Here is a 24,381-nt window from a genome sequence, read left to right on the forward strand (position 1 = left end):
CGGCGGCGTTCAGCGTTGACGCAGCACCACGATCGGGCATTCGACGACGTGCAGCAGCGCGTTGCTGGTGGATCCGAGCAGCATGCCGGTGAAGCCGCCTCGGCCGTGGCTGCCGACGACCACCAGCTGGGCGTCGGCCGATGCCTCGAGCAGCGCGCGAACCGGCCTGTCCGACACCACGATTCGGCGCACGGTCACATCGGGGTATTCCTCGCCGAAGCCCGCCAGCCGCTCGGCGAGCAGCGCCCGCTCCGACTCCCGGATCGAATCCCAGTCCGTCACAGGCAGATCGACGCTGCTGGTGTCGCGCCACGCGTGCAGCGCCACCAGCTCGACTTTGCGGCGCGCGGCTTGGTCGAACGCGTAACGCACGGCGGGCACACTGTTCTCGCTGCCGTCGACGCCGACGAGGACCGGTTTGGTCAGTGACACCGCGTCGGTCGCGGAGCGATCGTGGACTACCGCCACCGGGCAGTGCGCGTGCCTGGCCACCGCGGTGCTGACCGAGCCGAGCAGGCCACGCTGGAATGCGCCGAGACCGCGGCTGCCGACCGCGAGCGTGCGCAGGGTTGTGGATCGTTCGACGAGGGTGGGAATCGGCAGGTCGAAGGTGACCTCGGTGGTGAGGTCCAGCTCCGCGTCCTGCACCGCTTCTCGTGCGATGCGCGCGGCTTCGGTCACGATCCGTTCGCCGTCGGTGCGCAGCCACGTCATCTCCGCCTCGGGCAGGCTCATCGCCGGTCCGAGGCCACCGATCAACGCTATCGAGGTGAACACATGCAGCCGGGACCCGTGGGTGACCGCGTCCACCGCGGCCCACGCGGCGGCCTGGTACGAGCTCGCCGAGCCGTCGACCGCGACGAGAACCGGTCGGTCGGCGGTATCGGCGCGGAGATTTCCCTCGGTCATCTCGAATCCTTTCCCGGGCGGCGAAACTTCCACGGCCTCGCTGTCATCTCCCACAGCTTTGCTGCGCAGAGCATCGACCGCCAGTGACGAATGTCCGCGATCGCCGGGACCACTGTCACCAGCCCGCGCCCGGCGGCTTCCCGACGATCCGGCCGCGCTTCGTGGCGGCCGGAGGGGCGAATTCGGCCCGGCGCCAACGGCGCTCGCCGGATTTCGAACGCGCGACCGCGAGTTGCCGCTGCCGAATTCGCCCCGAAGATCGCCGCTTATGCCGGGGCGGCCGCCCAGCTGTCCGGCCCGAAGACCTCGTAGTGGATGTTCTGCGCCGCCACGCCCTTCTCCAGCAACGCCTCGCGCATGCCGAGCATGAACGGCAGTGGACCGCACAGGTAGGCGCGAGTGTCGGCGGCGATGGTGATCTCGCCCAGGTCGGCGCGGCCTTCCCGCAGCCGGTCTTCGGGGCTGCGGGCGCCGAGGTTCTCGTACCAGCGATGCATGATCGCGAACGGCAGGCGGTCGACGAGTTCGGCCAGTTCGGCCCGGTGGGCGTGGCTGCTGTGCGAGCGGTCGGCGTGCAGCACCGAGATCGGGCGGGGGTCGGCGGTGTCGGCGAGGTGGCTGAGCATTCCCATCATCGGCGTGCATCCGATGCCCGCGGAGACCAGCAGCAGCGGCGCGTCGTCGTCCTGGAGCACCAGGTCGCCGAACGGGGTGGTCACGTCGAGCACATCGCCTTCGAAGACGTTGTGGTACAGGAAATTCGACACTTCACCGGCCGGTGCGTGCGAGCCGTCGGGCAGGATCTTGGCGTCGACGCGTTTGACGGTGATGCGCCAGTCGGCGTTCGACGGCGCCGAGGACAGGCTGTACTGGCGGATCTGGCGGGCGCCGTCTTCGAGGTGCACGCCCACCGACAGATACTGTCCCGGCGAGAAGGACGGCAGGGGTGCGGCGTCGACCGAGGTGAGCACGAAGGAGACCGTGTCGGCGGATTCGTGGCGCCGCTCGCGCACGCGCACCTTCCGCCAGACGTCGCCCACCGCGACACCGGCGGATCGGTAGAGGCCTGCCTCCATCGCGATCAGCGTCTCGGCCATCAGCCAGTACACCTCGTCCCATGCCGCGGCGACCTCGGCGGTGACGGCGTAACCGAGGACTTCGACGATGGCTTCGAACAGGTACTTGTGCACGATCTGGTACTGGGCGGGCTCGATGCCCAGCGAGGCGTGCTTGTTCGCGATCCGCGACAGGATGAGGTCGACGCGCGCCTGATCGGGTTCGAGTTGCAGTGCCGCGAAGGCGGCGATGGCGCCGGCGAGCGCTTTCTGCTGACCGCCCTGCTGCTGGTTGCCGCGATTGAACAGGTCCCGTTCGAGTTCGGGGTGGGCGGCGAACATCTTGCGGTAGAACAGCGTCGTGATGTCGTCGATGGCCGCACCTACCGCAGGTAGGGTGGCGCGGATCGTCTCCTTCGCGGTGGCCGAGAGCATGTCATTCTCCGTTCGTTGCTGAAATCTGTGGGTCGGCGCCGCCGAATCGGGGCAGGGCGAGCAGGACGGCGCCGGTGGGACTTCGGGTGAGGTCTTCGATGGTGAGGGTGTCCAGGGATTCGAAGAACGCTTGCTGGGCGCGGCGCAGCGCCGAGCGCAGCCTGCACCCGGAGCGCAGCGGGCACGGGGTGGCTCCATCGCATTCGACGACTTCGGCGTCACCCTCGAGGCGGCGTGCCAGCCATCCGACGGTGGCGGTGCGGCCGAGTTCGGTGATCGCCAGGCCGCCGCTGCGTCCGCGGCGCGCGTCCACGACGCCGAGCTCACCGAGGCGGGTGATCACTTTCGCGGCGTGCGCGTAGGACACCGACAGTTCCTCGGCGATCTCGCGGCTTCCCGGGCGAACACCCTCCCCCGCCACCGCCAAGCGCATGACGACTCGAAGTCCGAGGTCGGTGAAGCGGGTCAGCTGCATGCCCCGACGCTACGATAATTCGCATACGAGATACCAATTATGTGAGCGGGATAACCGGGGCGGTAAACCGCGGCGACCGGGTATGCCAGAGGTAGCCAACCAAGGAGTCAGCGACCGAGAGGGATGATCGGATGAGTGAGCTCGGTCCGTTGGATTCGGGATTCATGGAACTCGAAGACAGCGATCAGCACGTCAACGCCGGTATCGGCGCGGTGGCGATCCTCGACGGAAACCCCGGCACGCGTGCGGAATTCACCAGCCGCATGGCCGAGCGGATCGGGGTGGACCCGCGCCTGCACCAGAAACTGCGGCGCGCACGCTGGGATCTGAGCGCCCCGCAGTGGGTCGAGGACCCGCACTTCGATATCGGGCATCATCTGCGCTGGGTGGCCCTGCCGCAACCGTGCGACGAACGAGCGCTGTGGGAGATGGTGGCCACCGTGATGGAGCAACGCCTCGACCGCGACCACCCGCTGTGGCGCTGCACCGTGGTCGAGCACCTCGACGGTGAGCGATGGGCGCTGATCGTCACCGCCCACCACAGCATGCTCGACGGCGTCTCCGGCATCTCGCTGTTCCAACGCTTCTGCGACCCGACCTCCGACACTCCGATCCCGAACCGCCACGAGCCGGACAGCGACCGTGACGACGGCTGGAATTGGCGAACGATGCTCGCGGACGGACTGCGACTGCCGGTTCAGGCACCCGCCGCGCTGCTGCGCACCGTGCGCGCGGCGGCGCCGCTGGCGTGGAACGCGATCGTGCCCGAGGGCGAATCCTCGCTGACCGGGTCGATCGGACGCCAACGCCGCTACGCCGTCGCCCGCGTGTCGCTGGCGCAGGTCAAACAGATCGGCGCTGCCTTCGAGGTGACGGTCAACGACGTCGCCCTCGCCGCGGTGACCGCCGCGTTCCGCGCGATGCTGCTCGCCCGCGACGAGCAACCCGACACCGAGACGGTGCGGATCCTGGCGCCCGTGTCGGTGCGCACCGCCGATGCCGACGGGACGCTCGACAACCGGGTCTCGGCGATGCTGCCGCGGCTGCCGATCGAACTCGACGACCCGGTCGACCAACTGCGCAGCGTGCACGCAAGCCTGAGCAAACACAAGGCCAGCGGCGAAGCCGGCGCGGCGAATTCGATTCTGTCACTGGCCCGCTGGGTGCCCTTCGCGCCCCTGGCGTGGGCGGTGCGCACCGCGTTGCGTTTCCCCCAGCACAGCATCGCCGGACTGGCCACCAACGTCCCCGGCCCCACCCGCACCCTGCGAATGCACGACCGCGAAGTCCTCGAAATCCTGCCCTTCGCGCCCATCGCGATGCGGCTGCGCACCGCCATCGCCATCCTCAGCTACCGCGACCACCTCGGCTTCGGCATCACCGGCGACTACGACACCACCCCCGACCTCGACCTGCTCGCCGACACCATCACCACCACCGTCGACCGGCTCCTCGACCACTGCCCCCGATAGGCGAGGGCCCCCGCAGGCTGCACGTCAGGCCGTTTACGCTGCCACCTGCCACCGGAATGGCAACTCGTCAGCCCAGCGGCACGACGTCGAGGGCGCCGCGAACGGCGGCGAGCGCCGCGACGAGACCGGGCGGGCTCGCCATGTGCACCCGCAGCGTATGTTTCATCGTGACCTGCCCCGACGGCGGGGTGACGAGCAGCCCGAAGCGTAATCCGGCTGCCACGCTCTTGGACAGGCTCGACAGCCAGAACGTGCGTTCCGGCGCCCGCGAAACCAAAGGCGCGGGAGCGGGTTCGGCGAGAAACGCGTACGCCGCGTCCTCGATGACGATCAGGTCGTTGGCGCGCGCGATGCGCACTCAGTGAGGCTCACTGCCGGACGGTAGCAAGGCAAACGGTTAGCGGACAAGGGAAATAGATGGCCGAGGCCGCCGAGGGTAAGAAACGTATCGCCAGCCACAAACGACTCGGGTGGAAGTCAGGTTCGTGGTGTGGGGCCGCTGATGATGTCGGTGGATGGTGCAGCGGCGGCAACAGTCCGGTTTCGGAGCCGTTGGATTCGTCCCTCGTGCAGCCCGGCGAGTCGTTCACCACCATCGAACTGCGCACGGTGTTCCTGCGCCCGGTCTGGCGCGACACCCTGTGCTCCACCGCTCGCGCCGTCCACACCGCCCGCACCCTCACCCACTACACCTGCGAGGTCACCCGCGCGGACGGCAAACCCGTCGCTACCGCCTCCAGTATCGTCACCACCCTGCGACGGCGACCGATCCCTCGGACGTTGACCGAACCGCGAGCCGGTGGTGGCAGGAACCCGGCGGCTGGCACAATCACCGTCCGTGCAGGGCCCAGTTCGGTTGCGACCGGCCACATCCGGAGATTACGAGGCGGTCGTCGGCGTCGTCGACGCGTGGTGGGGGCGCCCGGTGGCCGCGGCGCTGCCCAGATTGTTCTTCGATCATTTCGCCGCCACCAGCCTCGTCGCCGAATGCGACAGCGAGCCGGTCGGGTTCCTCGTCGGCTTCTTCTCACCCGATCACTCGGACGAGGCATACATCCATTTCGTCGGTGTCCACCCCGGCCGACGCGGCAGCGGCTTGGCGCGACGGCTGTATCAGCGGTTCATCGATGCCGCCCGGCGGGACGGGCGCACGGTGATCCGAGCGATCACCTCGCCCCGCAACACGAACTCCATCGCCTTCCACGAAGCGATGGGATTCGAGGTCCACGACACGGTGCGCGACTACAACGGCCCGGGACGCGACATGGTGACGTTCGTCCTGTCGCTGTCCGATCAACGGGTCGCAGAGCCGAGGTGAGATTCGCTCGGAGGATGCTCCTCGTGGTCGCGAAGGGTGAGGATCTCGCTGACGGGGCGTCGCGGCGTCGGTGATGGCGCTGTGGTGTCGACGGACGCGGCGCCGACGCGGAGGACGACCTGCGGTATGCCCGCACCGGTCAGCACCCCGTGGATCGACTCACGGGCGGCGGGCAGCTCGGTGATATGGGTCAGCGCGCAGGTCGCCAATCCCATCGAGGTGCATTCGAGCAGCACCGCGGAAAGGGCTTCGCCGACGTGGAGCCAGTCGGAGACGGTGTGGCCGGGCGAGCTGAGCACCAGTAAGGCGGCTTGGTCGTCGAGGTCGCCGCGGCGTTCGGAATGCGCTGCCGAAGGGAACTTGCGGGCGATCGGCACGTGGGCGGCCTCGGCGTCGGAGGCCAGGGCCGTGCCGGGCACCCCTTCCTTGACATCGGAATGTCCTGCCCACCAGTGCAATTCGGTCTGGTAGTCCATGTCGTAGCGGCGGTTGGCGTCGGCGTGCTCGGAGGCTGCCGCCAGCAAGGGACGCGCGCTGTCGTCGAGGACGTCGAGCTCGACGTCGTGCGGGCTGGCCAGCATCCGCGCGGTGTGCACCAGCTCGCCCAACCCCGGCGGCGGAGTCAGCGGCAGCCGATCGGTGCGACGGTGCTCGATCGCCTGCGCGCGAGTCAGGACCCCCGCGGGCGGGTCGGGCCATGCGCGGAAGGTGATGGCGGCCAGCAGGTCCGGCCGGGTCGGCACGGGCACGCGCTGGGTGTCGGTGTGCCAGCCGCGGGCGGCAAGGGCGGTGCGCAGATGGTGCAGCATCGCGCCGCAGCTGATCACCAGCTGGCGTCCGTCAGGGTCGGCGGAGGTCAGCAGCCGGTCGTCGTCGCGGAACAGGTCGAGCCGGGTGCCGTCGAACTCCCAGCGCCACGGCTGGGTGTTGTGCACCGAGGGGGCGCGGGCGGCGAGCTGCAGCGCCGCCAGCAGGGTGGGCGTATCCGGCACGGAGGATGCGGGAAGTACGGTGCTGTCGGTCATGATTCCAGTGTCGGCGCGGCGCGGGCGCATCGAGACGGCCATAGTGCCGCTCCTCCGGGGCCGATCGTCACATTCCCAGCCGATCGGCATCGCATGAGCGGGCCGTTGGTCCTCCGCTGCGGCGACCTTCGACCCTAGGGGGCATTCGGGCGAGCTGGTGGCATGAAACGACCGGCACACACGCGCGAACGGATGGGGGCATCACGTGAGACCTTCCGAACCGGCCGTCACGGTGGGATTCGCCCGCTGCCAACGGCGTTCTCGCCCGGTCGGCCGCGTCGGACGAGGCGCGCACAGATGACCGGCCTACCCGCCGCGGGCCGCACCGTCGTCGAGCTGGATCGCGAGCAGGCGCTGTCGCTGCTCGCCCAAGCCCCGTTCGGGCGAGTCGTCTACACCCGCGACGCACTGCCCGCGATTCGGCCGGTCAACCATCTGCTCGAGGACGGGCGGGTCATCGTGCGCACCCGGATCGCCTCGCAGTTCTCCACCGCCGTGCAGAAACGAGCGGGCATCGTGGTGGCCTACGAAGCCGACGACCTCGACATCGACCGCCGCACCGGATGGTCGGTCGTGGTCACCGGAATCGCGCGCCCGATCACCGACGCCACCCGAATCGCCCGCTACCAGCAGGTGCTCCGGCCCTGGATCGACGCACCGATGGACGGCGTGATCGAGATCGAGACCACGATCGTCTCCGGAATCGAGCTCGTCGACGAATTGTGATCGGGCAGCGGGCTCGCGCTCCACGCGTGTCGAGCGCGGCCACCTACCCGCCGTAGATCATGGTTCAGGCCCTGGCCCGCTCCCGCGCGAGGGCTCGCTCACGCTGTTCCTCGAACCGTGGGATCCGCACGCGCTCCAAGTCGTCGAGGAACGCCGCCAAACGTTCCCTGACGATCTCACCGCGAGGCCCGAAGTCGGTGCGCTCGAAGATGTTCCACTGCCGCAGCACCGGTTCGAGTACCTCCTCCAGATGCTGGCGCAGATCGTAGACACCGTGCTTGGCCATGAGTACGCCGTTGCGCCGGAAATCCGGCATGCCCGCCCCCGGCATGCGGAAGTTCTCCACGATGGCGTCGATGGCGTCGATGGCCTGGTCGGGCACCAGATCCAGCGCGGCCGCGCAGATGGTGCGGTAGAAGATCATGTGCAGGTTCTCGTCGGCGGCGATGCGTTGCAGCATGCGGTCGGCGACCGGATCGTGGCAGACCCTGCCGGTGTTGCGGTGGGTGATGCGAGTGGCGAGCTCCTGGAAACTGACGTAGGCGACCGAATGCAGGAAACCAGCGCCGCTGTCGACCTCGGTGCGCCCGATGCCGGGGTCGAAACCGTGGGTCATGTGCGCCATCCTGGCCTGTTCCAGCGCGACCGGATCCACGCCCCGAGTCACCACCAGGTAGTCGCGAATCACCGTGCTGTGGCGCATCTCCTCGGCGGTCCAGCGACCCACCCAGGTGCCCCAGGCGCCGTCGCGGGAGAAGTTCTCGGCGATCTCGCGGTGGTAGGAGGGCAGGTTGTCCTCGGTCAGCAGGTTGGTCACCATCGCTGCCTTGGCGACCTCGCTGAGCGCGGATTGGCCAGGCTCCCAATCCGATCCGCCGAGTGCGGCGAAATTGCGGCCCTGGTCCCACGGCACGTAGTCGTGTGGCTGCCAGTCCTTCGCCAGCGACAGGTGCCGGTTCACGCAGGTCTCGGCGACATGCTCCAGCTCGGTGAGAATCTCGCGCTGCGTCAGATCGCGTGTCATCGTGGTGATTCACCTTCCCGTTTCGGTGGATCGCGGCGCCACGACGATCAGATCGCCGTCGTGGCCTCGGTAGAGCAACCTGCCCCGCCCGTCGCCCGGGTCGTTGAAGAACACGAACGACAACCCGAACCGGCACAGCCGCTCCACGGCCTCGGATTCCTCCAGATACGGCGTCGGGCGCGCGTCGACGGTCAACGCGGGCGCCTCCGAGTCGCCGGGCAAGCCTCGGCGGTGCTGGCGCGCCAAGCGCACGCCGTAGGGCCCGCCCCGATACAGCACCGCGTCCATACCGGTCTCGATGTCGGTGAACAGCAACGCCTCCCGGCCGCGGGCGACCAGTTCGGCCGCGGCCTCGGCGACCGAACCCACCAGCAGCACACGGTGTTCGCGTCGAACCACCGGCCTCGCGGTCCCTGCCGCATCCTCGATCTCGCTGATCGCTATGTCGGAACCCACCGAATCCTGCCTCCTCGCTCTGGCAATGCGCCGTCCCCATGCCACCAGCGAGCCGCCCGCGAACCCAGGGTCGAAGGTCATCGCGGGCGGGGACCGAGGACCTGCACCTGCACGAATCGTGTGTTTGCCCGCAGTGCGACGTGCGAGCCGGTCAGCTCCAGAGGAGCAGTCGGCTATTGTGGTCCCGGCTGGAAACGCTTGTCCGAGAGCCGGAATCGGTCTGTTCGTCACCGGTTCTGCTCGACATAATGTGGTGATGATCATGTCGACTGTGGAGAGCGCGCACCCGGAGAACGTGAACGTGGAACTCGTGCGTGCCGTCTTCGATCGAATGGCCCGCGGCGATATGCGCGCGCTCGGTGAAGCCATGGCCGAGGACTTCGCGTGGACCTTTCCCGGCGACTGGTCCTGGTCGGGCACGTGGGCACCGAAATCCGTAGTCCTGCACGGTTTGCTGGGGCCGCTGATGGCGCAGTTCGTCAGCTATCGCCTGGAGGCGGACAGTGTTCTCGGCGACGGTGATCGCGTCGTCGTGCAGGCTCGCGGCCACGGCGTCACCACGCGCGGCGAGGCTTACGAGCAGACGTACTGCATGATCTTCCGTGTCGCCGAGGGGCGGCTCGCCGGGGTCGTCGAGTACTGCAACACCGCGTTGGTGGAGCGAGTACTCGAGCCGATCGGCCCTCCGCCGGGCGGGGTGATCGAGTCGACACAACACGATCGACGGTGAAACGGGTGCGGGCTCAATATCCCACCGGTGGCCTTGCGATGTGGCGGCAAGCCTTGTCCCCGCCATGGAAGCGGCGCACGATCTAAGGGAGTCGGGTTTGTTGTAGTCGCTCTCAGCAAAGGATTATGGAAATGCTCGCCAAGGCTGCCGCGGCCCTCGCCGCGATTGTGATCCCCTTGTCCGTCTGTACCCTCGCCGCTCCCACCGCCTCGGCCGCGCCGGCACCCGAGACGACCCCCGCGTTCCTCGGGCCGGTGGCGATCTGCCTGAACATTCCGCTCGGGTCGGTGTCCGTCAGCTTCTGCCTCTGAGACCCCGACAACCTGGGACCTGGCCTTCTCTACGGCCAGGTCCCGATTTGTGTGCAAGTCCGTTGCCGGGCCGCGAGGTTCGGACGCCACCGAGCGCCGGAGGCCGAGAACTCCCCTGCCGCATGCCCTGTCGGCTGAAAATTCCGACCGTAAGTGGATCTACGGCGGCGGGCGTGCGCGGTAGCCTGGGGCCAGCGACCGGCGGAAGGTGTCGAAAACCCATGAGCGCTACCACAATCGCCCGGCAATGCACGTTGTGCGAGGCGCACTGCGGGATTCTTGTGACCGTCGAGGACGAGCGCGTCACGCGCATCGAAGGCAATCCCGAAGACGTGCTGTCGAGGGGGTACATCTGCCCGAAGGCGACGGCGATGGGCGGATTGCACCACGACCCGGACCGGTTGCGGACGCCGGTGCGGCGAGTGGGCGAGACCTTCGAGCCGATCGGCTGGGACGAGGCGTTCGCCGAGATCGGGCGACGGCTGCGGGCGGTGCGCGCCGAGCACGGATCGAGCGCGATCGGGATGTATCTCGGCAATCCGGCGGCGCACAGCTCGTCGGTGCTCTACGGCGCGCTGCTGCGCGCGGTGCTCTTGACTCGCAACTTCTACACCGCGTCCTCGATCGATCAGTTCCCGCAGGAGTTCGCGGCGTGGCGGATGTTCGGGTCGAACGTGCTGATGCCGGTGACCGACATCGATCGGACGGATCGGCTGGTGATCCTCGGTGCGAATCCCGCGGTGTCGAACGGGTCGATCACCACGATGCCCGGTGCGAAGCTGCGTATCAGGCAGGTGCGCAAACGCGGCGGCACGGTCGTGGTGATCGACCCGCGCCGCACCGAGACCGCGCGCCTGGCCGACGAGCACGTGGCCGTGGCGCCGGGTGGTGACGTATATCTGCTGCTCGGCATGCTGCACGTGCTGGTGACCGAGGAACTGTGCGACCAGCAGTCGATCCGTGCGCAGTGTTCGGGGTGGCCGGAGTTGCGTGCGCTGGTGGCCGGGGTGACGCCGGAGGCGATGGCCCCGCACGCGGGCGTGGCTGCCGAGACGATCCGCAGGCTGGCGCGTGAGCACGCGGCGGCGCCGTCGGCGGTGCTGTACGCGCGGATCGGGGTGTGCCAGCAGGTGACCGGCACGCTGACGCATTGGTTGGTGAACACCATCAACGCCGTCACCGGGAACCTGGATCGGCCGGGCGGGCAGATGTTCGCGACCCCGCCGATCGACGCGGCCCGGTATGCCAAGTATCTGCCGATGGGATACGGGGCGTGGACCGACAGCTCGGGCGCCTACAAGTCCTTCCGCTCCGAACTGCCGGTGGCGGCGCTGGCGGAGGAGATCCTGACCGAGGGGCCGGGCCGGATCCGGGCCATGATCACCTACGCGGGCAATCCGGTGTTGTCGACACCGCAGCGCGGTCGGTTGGGTGCGGCGCTGGAAACGCTGGATTTCCATGTGGCCGTGGACATGTACGTCACCGAGACCACAAGGCACGCCGACATCGTCCTGCCGCCGGTCTCGCCGCTGGAGCGGGAGGATCTGAACGTCCTGTTCCCGGTGTTCAGCGTGCGCAACAACGTGCGCTACGACGCGCGAGTGTTCGAGCCGCCCGCCGACGGGTTGGAGGATTGGCAGATTCTGGCGCGGCTGGTGACCGAGATATTGCCGTTGCCGGTGCGCGGGGTCACCGGGCGCGTGGCGAACGCGGTGTTCCAGCGGCTGAGCCCGGTGCGGCTGGCGTCGGCGGCGATGGCCGCGGGCCCCTACGGTGTGTTGCGGAAGGGGCTGGCGGGGTTGACCGTGGCCAAGGTGCGCGAGTCGGCGGGTGGCATCGATCTGGGTCCGCTGCGTCCGCGGTTGCGCGAATTGATCGGGACGTGGGACAAGCGGGCGCGCTTGGCGCCGCCGGACTTCCTGGCGGCGGCCCGCGAACTGGTACAGAACGCGAGCCGAGGCCGGTCGTTGACGGCGCCGTCGGAAGATTTCGACCTGAAGCTGATCGGGCGAAGGCACCTGCGCAGCAACAACTCGTGGTTGCACAATGTGCCGTCCATGGTGAAAGGCAAGGACCGCTGCACGGCCCTCATGCACCCGGACGACGCCGCAGAGCGCGGGCTGCTCGACGGCGCCCCGGTGACGGTCACCTCGGCGACCGGCGCGATCACCGTCGCGCTGGAGGTGAGCGACGAAATCCGGCGCGGCGTCGTCGCGATCCCGCACGGATGGGGACACCGCGAGCCGGGCGTCGGCTGGACACTGGCCGCATCGCTGCCCGGGGCGAATGTGAACCTGCTCCACGACCCTGCCGCGATCGACCCGTTCTCCGGCGCCGCGGCGGTCAACAACACCTGGGTCCGCGTGACACCCAGCCCGGTCGTGCCATCCGACGACCCGGAGTCCGAGGCTCTCGCGGAGTCCACGCCCAGCGCCTGAGCCGCTGATCCCGAAGACGCTCGGCGCCACGGACGCATCAACCAGAGCACCCTCGATCGACCTGGACCACGAAACCCGGGCATGGCCCGGGTTCTCGGAAAGCGACCCGGAAGACCCGCGATGTCAGCGGGTGGCGATGATGGCCGAGCCATGGCCGAAGAGGCCTTGGTTCACCGCGATACCCGCGCGAGCGTTGTCCACCTGGCGGCCGTCGGCCTGACCGCGCAGCTGCCACGTGAGCTCGCAGATCTGGGCGATGGCCTGTGCGGGGATCGCCTCACCGAAACAGGCCAGTCCGCCGCTGGGGTTCACCGGCACGCGCCCGCCCAACGTTGTTGCGCCGCTGCGCAACAGTTCCTCCGCGCCGCCCGTCTGGCAGAGCCCGATGTCCTCGTACCAGTCCAGCTCCAGCGCGGTGGACAGGTCGTAGACCTCCGCGAGAGACAGGTCGGCGGGACCGAGCCCAGCCTCCTCGTACGCGGCGTGCGCGAGGGCGGAACGAAACGCGCGGGGCGGGGCCTCGACGGCCACAGTGGAGTCCGTCGCGAAATCCGGCAGGTCGAGAACGGTTTTCGGGAACGTCGGCGTGACCGTGGACAGTGCCCGGATGCGGACCGGATCGGCGACGCCGTGCCGACGCGCGTACTCCATCGACGTCAACACCAGTGCGGCCCCGCCGTCGCTGGTCGCGCAGATGTCGAGCAGCCGCAACGGGTCCGAGACGATCGCCGAGGCGGCGACCTCCTCGACCGAAACCTCCTTACGATAGCGGGCATACGGGTTGTTCAGGCCGTGCCTGGCGTTCTTCACCTTGACCGCGGCGAAATCGTCGAGCGTGGCACCGTGCAGCGCCATCCGGCGGCGGGCATACAGCGCGAAGTAGATGGGATTGGTAGCGCCGAGCAGATGGAAACGCAACCAGTCCGGATCATCGCGTCGCTCACCGCCGACCGGCTGGAAGAAGCCCTTCGGGGCGGCATCCGCGCCCACCACCAGCGCCACGTCGCACAACCCCGCCAGGATCTGGGCGCGTGCGTTGGCGATGGCCTGCGCACCGGAGGCGCAGGCGGCATAGCTGCTCGAGATCCGCGCACCCGACCAACCCAGCGCCTGAGCGAAAGTCGCGCCCGAGACGAAACCGGGGTATCCGTTGCGGATGGTGTCCGCGCCCGCGATATAACCGACGTCGAGGTGGTTCACCCCTGCATCGGCCAGCGCCGCGCGGGCGGCGACCAGCCCGTATTCGACGAAATTGCGCCCCCATTTGCCCCACTGGTGCATGCCCGCACCGAGGACGGCGATGTCGCGGTCGTTCGTGTCAGTCATTGACCGGCCTCCACATCCACACCGTGTGCTCCGCTTCCTCGTCGGCGTACAACGTGCCGAGAGTCAATTCGACCGGCATGCCGACGGCCAGGTCGTCCACCGTGAGGCCGCGCACGACCTGCCCGAGAATCACCATCTGCTCGACCTCGAGCTCCACTGCCGCAACGACATACGGCTCGAACGGATCGGGCGACACATAGGGCGCCGGAGGTTTGTACCGGGCGTCCGCATACGACCAGATCCGCCCACGTCTGGAAAACAGATGCTCGACGAGCTCGGAGCCATCCCTCGGACCGGAACACTGCGGATTCCGACAGGCCAAAGTGTTTCGCGGGAAATACGGTGTGGCGCAATCCTTGCAGCGACTTCCCTTCAGACGCACCACACCGTCGTCCGCAGTGAACCAGTCTGCCACAGCGGGCCGTTGTTCTTTCTGCACAGCCCGACGGTATAGGAACACGTTCTACTTTGGGGCCGAATTTCGCTCCAGCAATCCGCGGGCGGAGGTACGGTGAGTCTGGATCGAGGACGTCCCGACACCTCGAATCAATCTGGAGTACCACGACGCAATGGGCGCCAAAGCCATTGATCCACAGACAATCCGCAACGTCACCATCATCGGCGACCCCGACGAGACGACCCGAGTGGCTCACCTCCTCTGCCGCCGCCGCTCCGGTCAGCCCGGCTCCGGCACCCGGGCCACGGTCGATTGGACGACGGGCCGCGTAGAGCACACGATTCGTATCGCCGTGCTGACGAGCCACGCGCCCATCGCGGACCTGGAGCGGTCCATCCGCGTAGCCGACGGTGTGATCGCGGTCATGAACGCCGCCGCGAACCCCACCCCGCGCCTCGAGACGATGTTCCGGGTCGCCGACGACTACCAGGTCGCCCGCCTGTGCCTGATCAACGGACTCGACCACCCCGCCGCGGATTTCGACCGCTGCGTCCGCACGATCGCCGACACTCGCGGCGCTGTCCCACTGACGCTACAGATCCCCCTCGGCGCAGACCCCACGTTCGAAGGCGTCATCGACCTGCTCCCGCTGTGGGCACTCGAACCGCTGGCCGCCGAACTCTACGGCAGCCATTGGGAAGTCGCCGAGCGGTGGTACGGCGAACTCGTGAAAACGGTCATGGAACAATCCCCCTCGGATCCGAACGCCTCCCCCGCCCTGTGCGACATCTCGCTCGACCAGTTGCATCAGCGCATCCGCTACCTCACCCGCATCGGTGACGTCGTGCCCGTCCTATGCGGTGCAGCCCCCACGAGCGATGACATCGCCACGCTCCTGGACGCCATCGCCCGCTATCTGCCCTCCCCCATGGATGTCTGCCAACCGGAACACGCCCTCGACTATTGAGGCCCTGCGAGGCGGGCGCAGCGTCTGCGAGTAACTCCGTGAGCCGGGGTCAGCCGGCGGGTTCGATGCGGGCGGGGACGTGTTTGTGCCAGGGCGTGCCCGCGATGGCGTCGCGGAGGGTGGCGTCGGTGAGTTCGTTGAGTGCGACGCCGGTACGGGCGTGGCCGGGCAGGTCGAGGCCGAAACCGTTGGGCAGGGACGCGTGGCCGGGCTGCATGCGGTCGGTGAGTTCGACGGTGGTGACCGCACTGCCGCGGCGGGTGGTGACGCGGGCATGGTCGCCTGCGGCGAGGCCGAGCCGCGCGGCGTCGTCGGGGTTCATGCGCAGCGCGCCGTCCGTGTCGCGGCGGCGCCAGCTGTCGTCGCGGAAGATGGTGTTGGCGGTGAACGAGCGCCGCTCCCCCGCGGCCAGCACGAACGGGTACTCGGCGCTGGTGTGCGTGGTCGGCGTGGTGTCGAGTTCGCCCAAGGCGTGCAACAGTTCCGGAATAGCCAGCGGGATGCGTTTGCCGGGGTGCGGGATGTAGTCCCAGGCGTCGGCGTAGTCGTCGACGGTGAAGGTGACGCCGGAGCGTCCCGCGAGGATGGCATCGAACAAGGCGTCGGCGTCACGGTGCCCGGCGCGGCGCATGGCGGCGCGATGGGTGCGGGCGACGCGTTGCGCCAGCGCCCAGAGCACGGCGGCGGCGCGAGCGTTGCCGGGCAGAGTCGGGCCGAGGGTTTCGTAGAGCAGATAGGGCGCCAGGCCTGCTGTGTTCTTGTCGGCGGCCAGCAGTGCCGCGAAAGCCAGTGCGTACGGGCGGCGCCCGAGACGCGCGGCAGTGCGCAGTAGCGCCAGCCGGGTGCGGGAGACCGCGCCGAGTTCCCGCAACAGACGGGCGTAGATCTCGGGTTCGGGCAGGGTGCCCGGCAGCGGATCGAGCAGCGGCGCGCGCAAATGGAAAGTGTTGTGCGGGAATTCGAGGGTGAAGAAGGTGGCTTCCCACTTCTCGAACTGGCTGGCGGCGGGCAGGACGTAGTCGGCGTGGCGGGCGGTTTCGGTGAACGCGACGTCGATGACGACCACCAAGTCCAGTGCGTCGAGCGCGGCGCGGAAGGAGGTCGAATCGGCAAGGGAGTGCGCGGGATTGGCGGATTCGACGATCATCGCGCGAAACCGATCGGGGTGATCGGTGAGGATTTCCTCGGCGATGGAGTTGCAAGGCAGCATGCCGCCGAGGACGGGTGCGCTGGTGACCGGGCTGCGGCGGATGTCGCGGCTGTAGCCCGCGAGCGGGACCATCCAGGAGTGCGGCTGCATGGCGCCGGGCGCGGCGAAATTGCCGGTGAGCAGCCACAGCAGCTTGTTCAGATAGGAGATCAGAGTGCTGTTGGGGCTTTGCTGAACGCCGAGGTCTTCGTAGGTGGCGACACTGGCAGCCGTGCCGATGCGATGGGCGGCGGTGCGCAGCAGGTCGACGGGCACGCCGCAGCGGTCGGCGTAGTCGGCGATGTCGATATCGCGCAGCGCGGCGGTGACCTGCTCGCCCTGGGCGGTGTGGGCGGCGAGGAAGGCGTGGTCGAGCAGATCGTCGCGGACCAGGATCGCCAGCAGCGCGGCCAGGCACCAGGCGTCGGTGCCCGGGCGAACCTGCAAGTGGATGTCGGCGAGATCGGCGGTCTCGGTGCGCACCGGGTCGATGACGATCATGGTCCGGGCCGGATCCTTGGCGATCTGCTGCAGGATGGTGCGGGCGCGGGGCACGCCGTGGGACTGCCAGGGGTTCTTGCCGAGGAACACCGACACTTCCGCGTGTTCGAAGTCGCCGGTCGTGTGGCCGCCGGTCAGGTGGGCGTCGACCCAGCCTTCGCCGGTCTTCTCCTGAGCGAGCGCGGTGGAGCGATAGCGGCTGCCGAGAGCGCGGCGCAGGGCTCCGCTGTAGGCGCCGCCGAGGTGATTACCTTGCCCGCCGCCGCCGTAATAGAAGATCTTGTCGCCGCCGTGCAGGTCACGCACCTGCGCCAGACGCGAGGCGACCTCGGAAATGGCGGTGTCCCAGTCGATTTCGGTGAAGGAGCCGTCGGGTTCGCGGCGCAGCGGGCTGGTCAGGCGGGCGCCGCCGTTCTGGTAGTGGTCGAGGCGCAGCGCCTTGTTGCAGGTGTAGCCTGCGGAGGCCACGTGGTCTTTGTCGCCGCGGATCTTGGCGAAACGGCGGCCGTCGAGCTGGATGAGCAGACCGCAGTTGTTCTCGCACAGGATGCAGGCGGTCTTGTGCCACTGGGCTGGGTTTTCGGCGGGAGCCATGTCGCGGGCGGGAGCCGTGTCGGCGGCGCGGGCGTTCATCGGCTCACCTGGTCGACGCGGGTGCCGTCCAGCCACGGTTTCGGGTCGGCAAGGAACGGGGTGTCGCCCAGGCGGGCGAGATCGTCGAAGAAGGCGCGGGTGGTGCGCGCCGCGGCCGCGGTGGTGCCGACGGAGACGAATCCCGCCTGTTCGCGGTCGAGGCCACGGGCCAGGCGAGTATCGGTGCCGAAGTAGACGGCGCGTTTGAGTTCGGCGACCACGACCGGGTTGCGTGCGGCCAATCGGGCTGCGGTGGCCTGGGTTTCGGCCAACAACTGGTCCTCGGGGACGACGCGGTGCAGCAGTCCGAGGCGGTGGGCTTCCTGCACCGACAGCGGCGCGCCCTCCAGGGTGACCTCGAGGGCGGCGGCCGCGCCGAGCAGTCTGGTGAGGCGCTGGGTTCCGCCGCCGCCGGGGATGAGGTTGGCCATGGTCTCGATCTGACCGAGCTTGACGTGCTCGGCGTCGGCGGCGTAGCGCAGGTCGCAGGCCAGCGCGATCTCGTGACCGCCGCCGAGCGCGGGCCCGTTGATGGCCGCCAGGTACACCGCGTGAGAGCGATTCATGCGCAAGGTGGTTCGTTTCCAGCGGTGTCCCCACACCAGGCCGACGCCGAGACCGCCGCCGAATCGCTCCACCGCCGAGGTCGCTCCGGGAATACGCAGCGCAGCGCTGGCGGCGCGCAGCAGCGGTGCGGCGACGCGGGCGGGTACGAACGGGTGCGGCAGTTCGATCATGCCGGTCAGTGCGCTGGGGTCGGCGTGGGTGAGGAACCGTCCCGGCAGTCCGCCGGTGAGCACGACCGCGCCGACCGTGTCGTCGGTGTCGACGGTGGCGGTGAAGCGGTCGAGGTCGCGGACGAACTCGGTGGTCACGAAGTTCAGCGGCGGCGCGACGGCGCGGGCGGTGAGCACCCGCCCGTCCTGGGTGAGGTCGATGGTGTCCAACCGGAGGTCGGCTGCGCGGGACATCGGCGGCTCCTAACGGCGCGCGACGGCGGGCGGTGCGGAATGCGGCCTCGGCCCACGGGGGTCGGCCACGTCGGCAACTATGGCATACACCATAGTCCTCCTGTCAAGAGTCACCGCTCGCGCAGGTCCGTACCGCGCCGCCGTCGCGCGACGGGAAATGGTGTGGCCGCGCTGGGTGCGGCTGTCCTATCGTCGCGTCCGTGACCACCGCTCTGCTGCGACCGGCCCTGACCGCCGACGAACCCTTCCTGTGGGAAATGCTGTACGAGGCATCGCATGCCGCCGACCAAGGACTCGCGGTCGCCGACCTCAGGACGATCCCCGCGCTCTCGCGCTACGTCGACGGCTGGGGCGCCGAGGGCGATCTCGGTGTCGTCGGCGGCCCGGCCGAATCCCCCTGCGGGGCGGCCTGGGTGCGGCTGCTCACCGGCGCGGACGCCGCCTACGGCTACGTCGACGACGCCACCCCGGAACTCGCGATCGCCGTCGCACCGCGGGCGCGCGGTACCGGACTCGGCACGGCCATGCTCGAACGGTTGATCGCCGACGCCGCCGGACCCTTCCCGGCGATGAGTCTCAGTGTGCGCGAGGATAATCCGGCGCGCCGCCTGTACCAGCGCTTGGGCTTCGTCGAGGTGCCTCTTTCGCAGATCGTCAACCGGGCGGGCACGACCAGCATCACCATGGTGTTGCCGCTGCGCTGATGTTTTGGCAGCTGCGCTGATGTTTTGGCAGCTGCGCTGGGATCGATCGGCTCCTCGAGCGGCCCGCAGAGCAGCAGAGCACTCAACAGCGGCGCGGGACAGTTTCTGGCGCGATGTCGATGTCGCGCTTCACCGTTTGGCGCGCTGCGCGTCGGCCAGTGTCGCCGCGATCTTGTCCGCGCCCCCGAGCCGCTGCACCCGCGCGGCCAGGCCCGGCGCGATGCCCGCCAGCAGCACGCCGACGCGCACCTGGAGCGAGGCCACGTCGATCTCGCCGATATCGCGTTCGACGGCGCGGCGCACCGCGGCGGCCACCTGCTCGGGGCTCGAGGTGCCCATGCCGGGGGCGGCGGGGACGCCGGCGTCGGCGAACATGCCCGCGTCGCGGACGAAGCCAGGGAAGATCGTCGACACGCCGACGCCGTGCGGGGCGAGATCCTGCCGCAGCGCCTGGGCGAAGCCGCGCAGCCCGAACTTGGTGGCGTTGTAGAGGGAGGCGCGTGGCGAGGCGAGTTTGCCCGAGATGGAGGAGATGAACACCAGGTGGCCGTGTCCCTGGGCGATGAGGGGTTCGGCGAGCAGGCGGGCGGTCACGATCGGGGCGCGCAGGTTCACGTCGAGCGCGCGGTCGATCTCCTCGATCGAATAGTCGGTGAGCAGCCCGCTGGCGGGCAGAGCCGCGTTGGCGACGACGATGTCGACCGGTCCCGCGGCCGCGAGCAGCGCCGCGACGCCCTCGCGGTCGGCCAGGTCGGCGGGCACGGCGCGGGCGCCGGTCTGCTCGGCCAGCGGGCCGAGCACGTCGACGCGGCGACCGGTGAGCACCAGTTCGGCTCCGCGGTCGGCGAACGCGTGGGCGATGGCGTGCCCGATGCCGCCGGTGGCGCCCGTGATCAGGACTCGTGAATTTTCGATCTTCATCCGCTCTACCGTCCCCTGTCGCCGCGGTACTGGAAAGCGGGTCTGTCCCGCTCTGGGATGCACGGTAGCGAGCCGACGCCGCCCGCACATCCGCGTGCGGTCGGATCCGCGGCTCCGCCCACGGTAGGGGGGCGGGATCAGCGCGGGGTGGCCGCGTAGAGGGTCCGCAGTTCCGCCACGGCGTCGTCGAGGGGCTCGATGCTCTGCTGCACCCGGCACAGCGCGATCGCACCCTCGAAAGAGGCGACGGTGAGGATCGCCAGGCGCCGGGCCCGGTCGGCGGGGACCTCGTGCCGGGTGAGGACGTCGATGAGCGCGGCGTGCCACCGGTCGAAGACCGCCGCGGCGGCGCGTGCGAATTCCGGTGCGTCGTCGTTGGTCTCGACGGCGACCGCGAAGATCGGGCAGCCCGCGCGGAACTGGCTGTCGCGCAGCGTGGTGCGCCACATGTCGGCGAACTTCTCCAGCGCCTCGACCGGGTCGCTGTCGCGGGTGAGCCGTTCGATATAAGTGGACATGATGTCGCCCGCGGTGGTGACCGCGTCGTTGATGAGCTGGGTGCGGCCGCCGGGGAAATGGTGGTACACCGAGCCGCGCGGCGCGCCGGTGCTGGCGAGCACCCGGTCGACGCTGGTCCCGCTGGCGCCGTGCACCCGCAGCGAGTCGATGGCGCCCTCGATCATCCGCCGTCGCGCGTCGGGCAGGCGGGTGCGAGAACCGTCGGTATTGGATCGGCGTACCACGCGTCTATTCTATGGGGCTGCCCATAGTGCGCGGTGTTCGCCGGTGCGGTCGGCGATCACCTGACCCTCGTGCGGTGGAATTCGAGGAACGCGTCCAGGGTCCGCTGCGGCGCCTCGATCTGCGGGTAGTGGCCGATGTCCGGCAGCTCCACCACGTCGGGTCGCTCGATCAGCTCGCGATAACGCTTCACCATGTGCGCGCCGGAGACCGGGTCGCGCAGCCCGTCGATCAACCGCACCGGCATCTCGGCCCGTTGCAATGCGCCGACCCAGCGTTCCCGGTTCTTGCGACGCTCGGCCATGTAGCGGATCAGCTTGTGCCCGTTGCGTTTACCGTGCTTGCTTGCCCACAGCAACCAGAACTGGTGCAGCTCGGTGGCGCTTGGCCTGGTGTCGGGCCCGAAGATCGCGGACAGGCTGCGGCTGAACGTTTCCTCGCCGCCGAGGATTCCGACCAGCGGTCCCAGCGGCCCCGCCAGCAGCCGCTGCACCGGGCGCGGATGGTGGGTCTCGGGGAACAGTCCCCCGTTGAGCAGGCACACCGATTCGATGGTCAGCGAGTCGTCTCCGGACGCGCGGCGTTCGGCGGCGCGGGCGAGCATCTCCTGGGCGACGGTGTCGCCGTAGTCGTGGGCCAGCAGGTGAAAACGCTGGACGCCTTGTTCGCGCAGCAGTTGTTCCTGCAGGTCGGCTTGGTCGGCGATGCTGTAGTCGTAGGTGCGTGGTTTGGCCGACCAGCCGAAGCCGATCATGTCGGCGGCCAGGACCCGCGCGAATCGTTGACACAGGCCGGGCCACACGGCATGCCAGTCCCAGGACGCGGTCGGGAACCCGTGGACGCACAACAGGACCCCTTCGGGTCCGCCGCCGCCCTCGGTCCAGAAGATCTGGTGCCCGCGATGGGTGAACCTATGTCCGTTCGCACGCCAATTCGCAAACTCCTCCATATCGAATAAGCATTGCGTGTGCGGGGCGGCACGGCAGGGATTCGCGGGAATCGGCGTGGCGAGGGTGTCGTCCACCGCAGGGCCGACCCCGCGGTCGCCTTTTGCGAGAATGCTTTCGTGCATGTCGCGATTGGCCTGGTGGTTCTCGTCGCGTCGGCGGCCGCGCTGGCGGCCCTGGCGCGCCGGTTCGGCGTCTCCGAACCCTTGATACTGACCCTGGCCGGGGTGGCCGCCTCCTATCTGCCGTTCGTGCCCGCGGTGCACCTCGAGCCGGAAGTGGTGCTGCTCGGCTTGCTGCCGCCGCTGCTGTACACCGCGGCGATCAGGACCTCGCTGGTGGACTTCCGCGCCAACATCGGCACCATCGCGTCGCTGTCGGTGGGTTTGGTGCTGTTCAGCACCTTCGCGGTGGCCGCGGTGGTGTGGTGGCTGCTGCCGGTGCCGTTCGCGGTGGCGGTGGCCCTCGGCGCGGTGGTCGCGCCACCGGACGCGGTCGCGGCGACTGCGGTGGCGCGCCGGATCGGGATGCCCCGGCGGATCGTCACCATCCTCGAGGACGAATCGCTGTTCAACGACGCGACCGCGCTGGTGGCGTTGCGGACCGCGATCGCGGCCTCGGCGGGTGCGGTGTCGGTGTGGCAGGCGGGCGGCGATTTCCTGCTCGCCGCCGGCGGCGGCGCGCTGGTCGGTCTCGCCGTGGCCGCGCTGCTCGCGCTGCTGCGCAGACGGATCACCGACCCCGTGCTGGACACCACGCTGTCGTTCCTCGCGCCTTTTGCCGCGTATCTGCCTGCGGAAGGTATCCACGCCTCCGGCGTGATCGCGGTGGTGACCTGCGGCATGATCCTCGGGCACGGCGCGCCGGTATGGCAGTCGGCGGCCTCGCGCATCGCCGAACGCACCAACTGGCGCACCATCCAGTTCATCCTGGAGAGCTCGGTGTTCCTCATCATCGGCCTGCAGGTGCGGGCGATCCTGGAAGGCGCGTGGGGCAGCGGCCTCGACCACACCACCCTCATCGTGTCGGCGATCACGGTGCTGCTCACGGTGATGGTGGCGCGGCCGCTGTGGATCTTCCCGTGGTCGTTGCTGTTCCAGCGGCTCGGGCGTTCGACGACGCCGCTGAGCTACCCGACGGTGGTGTCGTGGGCGGGCATGCGCGGCGTGGTGACGCTGGCGGCCGTGCTGCTGTTGCCCGAGGACACCCCGCAGCTGCCGGTGCTGAAGCTGCTCGCGCTGGTCGTGGTGGCGGGAACGCTACTGCTGCAAGGCACCTCGCTGCCCTGGCTGGTGAGCCTCCTGCAGCTGCGCGGTCCGAGCCGGTCCGAGGACGCGCTGCAAAAGGCCAATCTGCTCACCCAGGCGAGTACCGCGGGGATGGCGGCGCTGGACGCGGCCGTCGGACCCGACACCCCACCACAGGTCGTGCAATCGCTACGGGATCGGCTGACCTGGCGGACCAACGCCGCCTGGGAACGGCTGGGCCGCGCGGAATCCGAACAGCGCACCCCGACCGCCGAATACCGCAGGCTGCGGCTGGAGATGCTGCGCGCCGAACGCGAAACCGTGCTGCGGGTGCGGGATTCGGGCGGCATGGACTACGAGATCCTGCAGCACGTGCTGGCCAGGCTGGATCTCGAGGAATCCATGATCGACCGTTTCGACGAGACCGAGGAAGAACGCCGCGAACCCCTCGCCGCGCCCGTCTCGACCGCGGACTGCGAGCACCTGCGGGCCGCGCCGCTGGTGCTCGAACCCACCGAGCCCGACCGGTGCGCCGAATGCGTCGCCGAGGGCCTGACCTGGGTGCACCTGCGAATGTGCCTGTCCTGCGGGCACATCGCCTGCTGCGACTCCTCGCCCGGCAATCACGCCACCAAACACCACGCCGCGACTGCCCATCCGGTGATGCGCAGCGTGGAACCGGGCGAGGCGTGGCGCTGGTGCTACGTGGACGAGCTGCTGGGCTGAGCGCCGACCGCCACCGAGCGGCGGGCATGCGAGTAGATCAGCCGGGCGTACTCGTTGAGCAGCCGCTGCAGTGACACCTCGCCCCCGCACGCGCTGATCTGCTGGTAACCGATCAGCATCGCCATGCCGAGCGAGGTGACCACGGTGGCGGTCTCGTCGTCGCCGACCACGCCGTTGATCACCTTGTGGACGGTGCGGCGACGCGACTCGTCGACCCGCTTGACCGCGAGATTCACCGATTCGTCGTTGGCGGCCCAGGCCCGGATCGCCGCCTCGGCCTCGTGATGCAGGCCCGCCGCGAGATCGGACATGGCGCGCACGTCGTCGTCGGGATCGCCCTGATTGAACTTCAACGTGCGCAGGATCAGCACCTGCCGGTTCTCCCAGTGCTCGAGCAGCGCGTCGACGAAACCCTGCCAGCTGCCGAAGTGGTGATAGAACGAGCCGCTGGTGACCCCCAGCCGGCGGCACAGCAGCCCGATGTTGAGGCCCTTGAAACCGAGTTCGGCCAGCACCTCCAAAGCGCTGTCGAAGTACTGCTCCTTGGTGACCACTCGTGACATGCGGAAGCCGTTCTGCTCGTGCGGGCAAGGGGGGAGGGCCAGAACAGTACCGCATCGGTTCGGTCGCGCGTGCGGGCACAAGCGAATCCGCTAGGTGACTCGAAGTAGCTGTTACCTGGCGAAATACGCAGTGCGCGTATGGAACCCGCACCCCTTCCCGGCACCTTGCATAAC

Annotated in this window: 24 protein-coding genes and 1 pseudogene; 10 read left to right on the forward strand and 15 right to left on the reverse strand. The window is 69.0% G+C overall.

The window, feature by feature from the left end:
* Window positions 1–9 precede the first annotated feature (9 nt).
* The 3 genes from AC3ERS_RS09955 to AC3ERS_RS09965 all read right to left on the reverse strand — a co-directional run bounded on the left by AC3ERS_RS09955 (window position 10) and on the right by AC3ERS_RS09965 (window position 2,874).
* Window positions 10–909, reverse strand: a complete 900-nt coding sequence (locus AC3ERS_RS09955; RefSeq protein ID WP_431965809.1) for a universal stress protein — start codon at window positions 907–909, stop codon at window positions 10–12.
* 266 nt (window positions 910–1,175) lie between these two features.
* The gene (locus AC3ERS_RS09960; RefSeq protein WP_431965811.1) at window positions 1,176–2,399 is read right to left on the reverse strand and encodes a globin domain-containing protein; all 1,224 of its coding nucleotides are present in this window, start codon (window positions 2,397–2,399) and stop codon (window positions 1,176–1,178) included.
* 1 nt (window position 2,400) lies between these two features.
* Window positions 2,401–2,874 (reverse strand): RrF2 family transcriptional regulator, encoded by a 474-nt coding sequence (locus AC3ERS_RS09965; protein WP_431965813.1) that lies wholly within the window; start codon window positions 2,872–2,874, stop codon window positions 2,401–2,403.
* 131 nt (window positions 2,875–3,005) lie between these two features.
* Here AC3ERS_RS09965 and AC3ERS_RS09970 point away from each other — a divergent pair, with 131 nt between their 5' ends.
* Window positions 3,006–4,346, forward strand: coding sequence for a wax ester/triacylglycerol synthase family O-acyltransferase (locus AC3ERS_RS09970; protein ID WP_431965815.1), 1,341 nt, complete (start codon window positions 3,006–3,008; stop codon window positions 4,344–4,346).
* 67 nt (window positions 4,347–4,413) lie between these two features.
* On the opposite strand, the gene AC3ERS_RS09975 is transcribed toward AC3ERS_RS09970, so the two are convergent.
* Window positions 4,414–4,704 (reverse strand): PLP-dependent aminotransferase family protein, encoded by a 291-nt coding sequence (locus AC3ERS_RS09975; protein WP_431965817.1) that lies wholly within the window; start codon window positions 4,702–4,704, stop codon window positions 4,414–4,416.
* Window positions 4,705–4,763: 59 nt separating this feature from the next.
* Between AC3ERS_RS09975 and AC3ERS_RS09980 the strand changes: the two are divergent.
* A pseudogene (locus tag AC3ERS_RS09980) lies at window positions 4,764–5,012 on the forward strand (hotdog family protein); the annotation flags it as partial.
* 172 nt (window positions 5,013–5,184) lie between these two features.
* Window positions 5,185–5,664: a GNAT family N-acetyltransferase gene (locus AC3ERS_RS09985; RefSeq protein WP_431965819.1), complete on the forward strand. Its 480-nt coding sequence runs from the start codon at window positions 5,185–5,187 to the stop codon at window positions 5,662–5,664.
* Here the strand turns inward: AC3ERS_RS09985 and AC3ERS_RS09990 are convergent.
* On the reverse strand, window positions 5,640–6,689 hold the full coding sequence (locus AC3ERS_RS09990; RefSeq protein ID WP_431965821.1) for an Acg family FMN-binding oxidoreductase: 1,050 nt from the start codon (window positions 6,687–6,689) through the stop codon (window positions 5,640–5,642). The two genes, AC3ERS_RS09985 and AC3ERS_RS09990, sit on opposite strands and share 25 nt — an antisense overlap.
* Before the next feature lie 297 nt (window positions 6,690–6,986).
* Here AC3ERS_RS09990 and AC3ERS_RS09995 point away from each other — a divergent pair, with 297 nt between their 5' ends.
* Complete coding sequence (locus AC3ERS_RS09995) at window positions 6,987–7,415, forward strand: pyridoxamine 5'-phosphate oxidase family protein (protein WP_431965823.1); 429 nt, start codon at window positions 6,987–6,989, stop codon at window positions 7,413–7,415.
* Window positions 7,416–7,479: 64 nt separating this feature from the next.
* Here the strand turns inward: AC3ERS_RS09995 and AC3ERS_RS10000 are convergent, their stop codons facing one another.
* Together AC3ERS_RS10000 and AC3ERS_RS10005 are read right to left on the reverse strand one after the other, a co-directional pair.
* Window positions 7,480–8,439, reverse strand: a complete 960-nt coding sequence (locus AC3ERS_RS10000; protein ID WP_431965825.1) for an acyl-ACP desaturase — start codon at window positions 8,437–8,439, stop codon at window positions 7,480–7,482.
* Window positions 8,440–8,448: 9 nt separating this feature from the next.
* Window positions 8,449–8,895, reverse strand: a complete 447-nt coding sequence (locus AC3ERS_RS10005) for a sigma 54 modulation/S30EA ribosomal C-terminal domain-containing protein (RefSeq protein ID WP_431965827.1) — start codon at window positions 8,893–8,895, stop codon at window positions 8,449–8,451.
* Window positions 8,896–9,151: 256 nt separating this feature from the next.
* Between AC3ERS_RS10005 and AC3ERS_RS10010 the strand changes: the two genes are divergently transcribed.
* The 3 genes from AC3ERS_RS10010 to AC3ERS_RS10020 all read left to right on the forward strand — a co-directional run bounded on the left by AC3ERS_RS10010 (window position 9,152) and on the right by AC3ERS_RS10020 (window position 12,374).
* Window positions 9,152–9,625: a nuclear transport factor 2 family protein gene (locus AC3ERS_RS10010; RefSeq protein WP_431965829.1), complete on the forward strand. Its 474-nt coding sequence runs from the start codon at window positions 9,152–9,154 to the stop codon at window positions 9,623–9,625.
* 131 nt (window positions 9,626–9,756) lie between these two features.
* The gene (locus AC3ERS_RS10015) at window positions 9,757–9,936 is read left to right on the forward strand and encodes a hypothetical protein (RefSeq protein WP_431965831.1); all 180 of its coding nucleotides are present in this window, start codon (window positions 9,757–9,759) and stop codon (window positions 9,934–9,936) included.
* 221 nt (window positions 9,937–10,157) lie between these two features.
* Window positions 10,158–12,374 (forward strand): molybdopterin oxidoreductase family protein, encoded by a 2,217-nt coding sequence (locus tag AC3ERS_RS10020; protein ID WP_431965833.1) that lies wholly within the window; start codon window positions 10,158–10,160, stop codon window positions 12,372–12,374.
* 123 nt (window positions 12,375–12,497) lie between these two features.
* Here the strand turns inward: AC3ERS_RS10020 and AC3ERS_RS10025 are convergent, their stop codons facing one another.
* Together AC3ERS_RS10025 and AC3ERS_RS10030 are read right to left on the reverse strand one after the other, a co-directional pair.
* Window positions 12,498–13,700 carry a lipid-transfer protein gene (locus AC3ERS_RS10025; protein WP_431965835.1) on the reverse strand — a complete coding sequence of 401 codons (1,203 nt, stop codon included), beginning with the start codon at window positions 13,698–13,700 and terminating at the stop codon, window positions 12,498–12,500.
* Complete coding sequence (locus tag AC3ERS_RS10030) at window positions 13,693–14,139, reverse strand: Zn-ribbon domain-containing OB-fold protein (protein WP_431965837.1); 447 nt, start codon at window positions 14,137–14,139, stop codon at window positions 13,693–13,695. Before AC3ERS_RS10030 ends, AC3ERS_RS10025 begins: the two co-directional genes overlap by 8 nt.
* A gap of 130 nt (window positions 14,140–14,269) precedes the next feature.
* Between AC3ERS_RS10030 and AC3ERS_RS10035 the strand changes: the two genes are divergently transcribed.
* The gene (locus tag AC3ERS_RS10035) at window positions 14,270–15,064 is read left to right on the forward strand and encodes a GTP-binding protein (RefSeq protein WP_431965839.1); all 795 of its coding nucleotides are present in this window, start codon (window positions 14,270–14,272) and stop codon (window positions 15,062–15,064) included.
* Window positions 15,065–15,113: 49 nt separating this feature from the next.
* Here AC3ERS_RS10035 and AC3ERS_RS10040 read toward each other — a convergent pair whose 3' ends face one another.
* Both AC3ERS_RS10040 and AC3ERS_RS10045 read right to left on the reverse strand, forming a co-directional pair.
* Window positions 15,114–17,348: a molybdopterin-dependent oxidoreductase gene (locus AC3ERS_RS10040; RefSeq protein WP_431966171.1), complete on the reverse strand. Its 2,235-nt coding sequence runs from the start codon at window positions 17,346–17,348 to the stop codon at window positions 15,114–15,116.
* A gap of 35 nt (window positions 17,349–17,383) precedes the next feature.
* A complete protein-coding gene (locus AC3ERS_RS10045) occupies window positions 17,384–18,358 on the reverse strand; it encodes an enoyl-CoA hydratase/isomerase family protein (RefSeq protein WP_431965841.1) in 975 nt (324 codons plus the stop codon).
* A 200-nt stretch (window positions 18,359–18,558) separates the two neighbouring features.
* Here AC3ERS_RS10045 and AC3ERS_RS10050 point away from each other — a divergent pair, with 200 nt between their 5' ends.
* Window positions 18,559–19,062, forward strand: a complete 504-nt coding sequence (locus tag AC3ERS_RS10050; RefSeq protein ID WP_431965843.1) for a GNAT family N-acetyltransferase — start codon at window positions 18,559–18,561, stop codon at window positions 19,060–19,062.
* Window positions 19,063–19,191: 129 nt separating this feature from the next.
* Here AC3ERS_RS10050 and AC3ERS_RS10055 read toward each other — a convergent pair whose 3' ends face one another.
* The 3 genes from AC3ERS_RS10055 to AC3ERS_RS10065 form a co-directional block, all read right to left on the reverse strand.
* The gene (locus tag AC3ERS_RS10055) at window positions 19,192–19,983 is read right to left on the reverse strand and encodes an SDR family NAD(P)-dependent oxidoreductase (RefSeq protein ID WP_431965845.1); all 792 of its coding nucleotides are present in this window, start codon (window positions 19,981–19,983) and stop codon (window positions 19,192–19,194) included.
* A 137-nt stretch (window positions 19,984–20,120) separates the two neighbouring features.
* Window positions 20,121–20,726 carry a TetR/AcrR family transcriptional regulator gene (locus AC3ERS_RS10060; protein ID WP_431965847.1) on the reverse strand — a complete coding sequence of 202 codons (606 nt, stop codon included), beginning with the start codon at window positions 20,724–20,726 and terminating at the stop codon, window positions 20,121–20,123.
* A 56-nt stretch (window positions 20,727–20,782) separates the two neighbouring features.
* A complete protein-coding gene (locus AC3ERS_RS10065; RefSeq protein ID WP_431965849.1) occupies window positions 20,783–21,673 on the reverse strand; it encodes an alpha/beta fold hydrolase in 891 nt (296 codons plus the stop codon).
* A 117-nt stretch (window positions 21,674–21,790) separates the two neighbouring features.
* Here AC3ERS_RS10065 and AC3ERS_RS10070 point away from each other — a divergent pair, with 117 nt between their 5' ends.
* On the forward strand, window positions 21,791–23,644 hold the full coding sequence (locus tag AC3ERS_RS10070) for a Na+/H+ antiporter (protein WP_431965851.1): 1,854 nt from the start codon (window positions 21,791–21,793) through the stop codon (window positions 23,642–23,644).
* On the opposite strand, the gene AC3ERS_RS10075 is transcribed toward AC3ERS_RS10070, so the two are convergent.
* Window positions 23,620–24,207: a TetR/AcrR family transcriptional regulator gene (locus AC3ERS_RS10075; protein ID WP_431965853.1), complete on the reverse strand. Its 588-nt coding sequence runs from the start codon at window positions 24,205–24,207 to the stop codon at window positions 23,620–23,622. The genes AC3ERS_RS10070 and AC3ERS_RS10075 overlap by 25 nt on opposite strands.
* Window positions 24,208–24,381: the final 174 nt, after the last annotated feature.

Source organism: Nocardia sp. bgisy134, assembly GCF_057708325.1.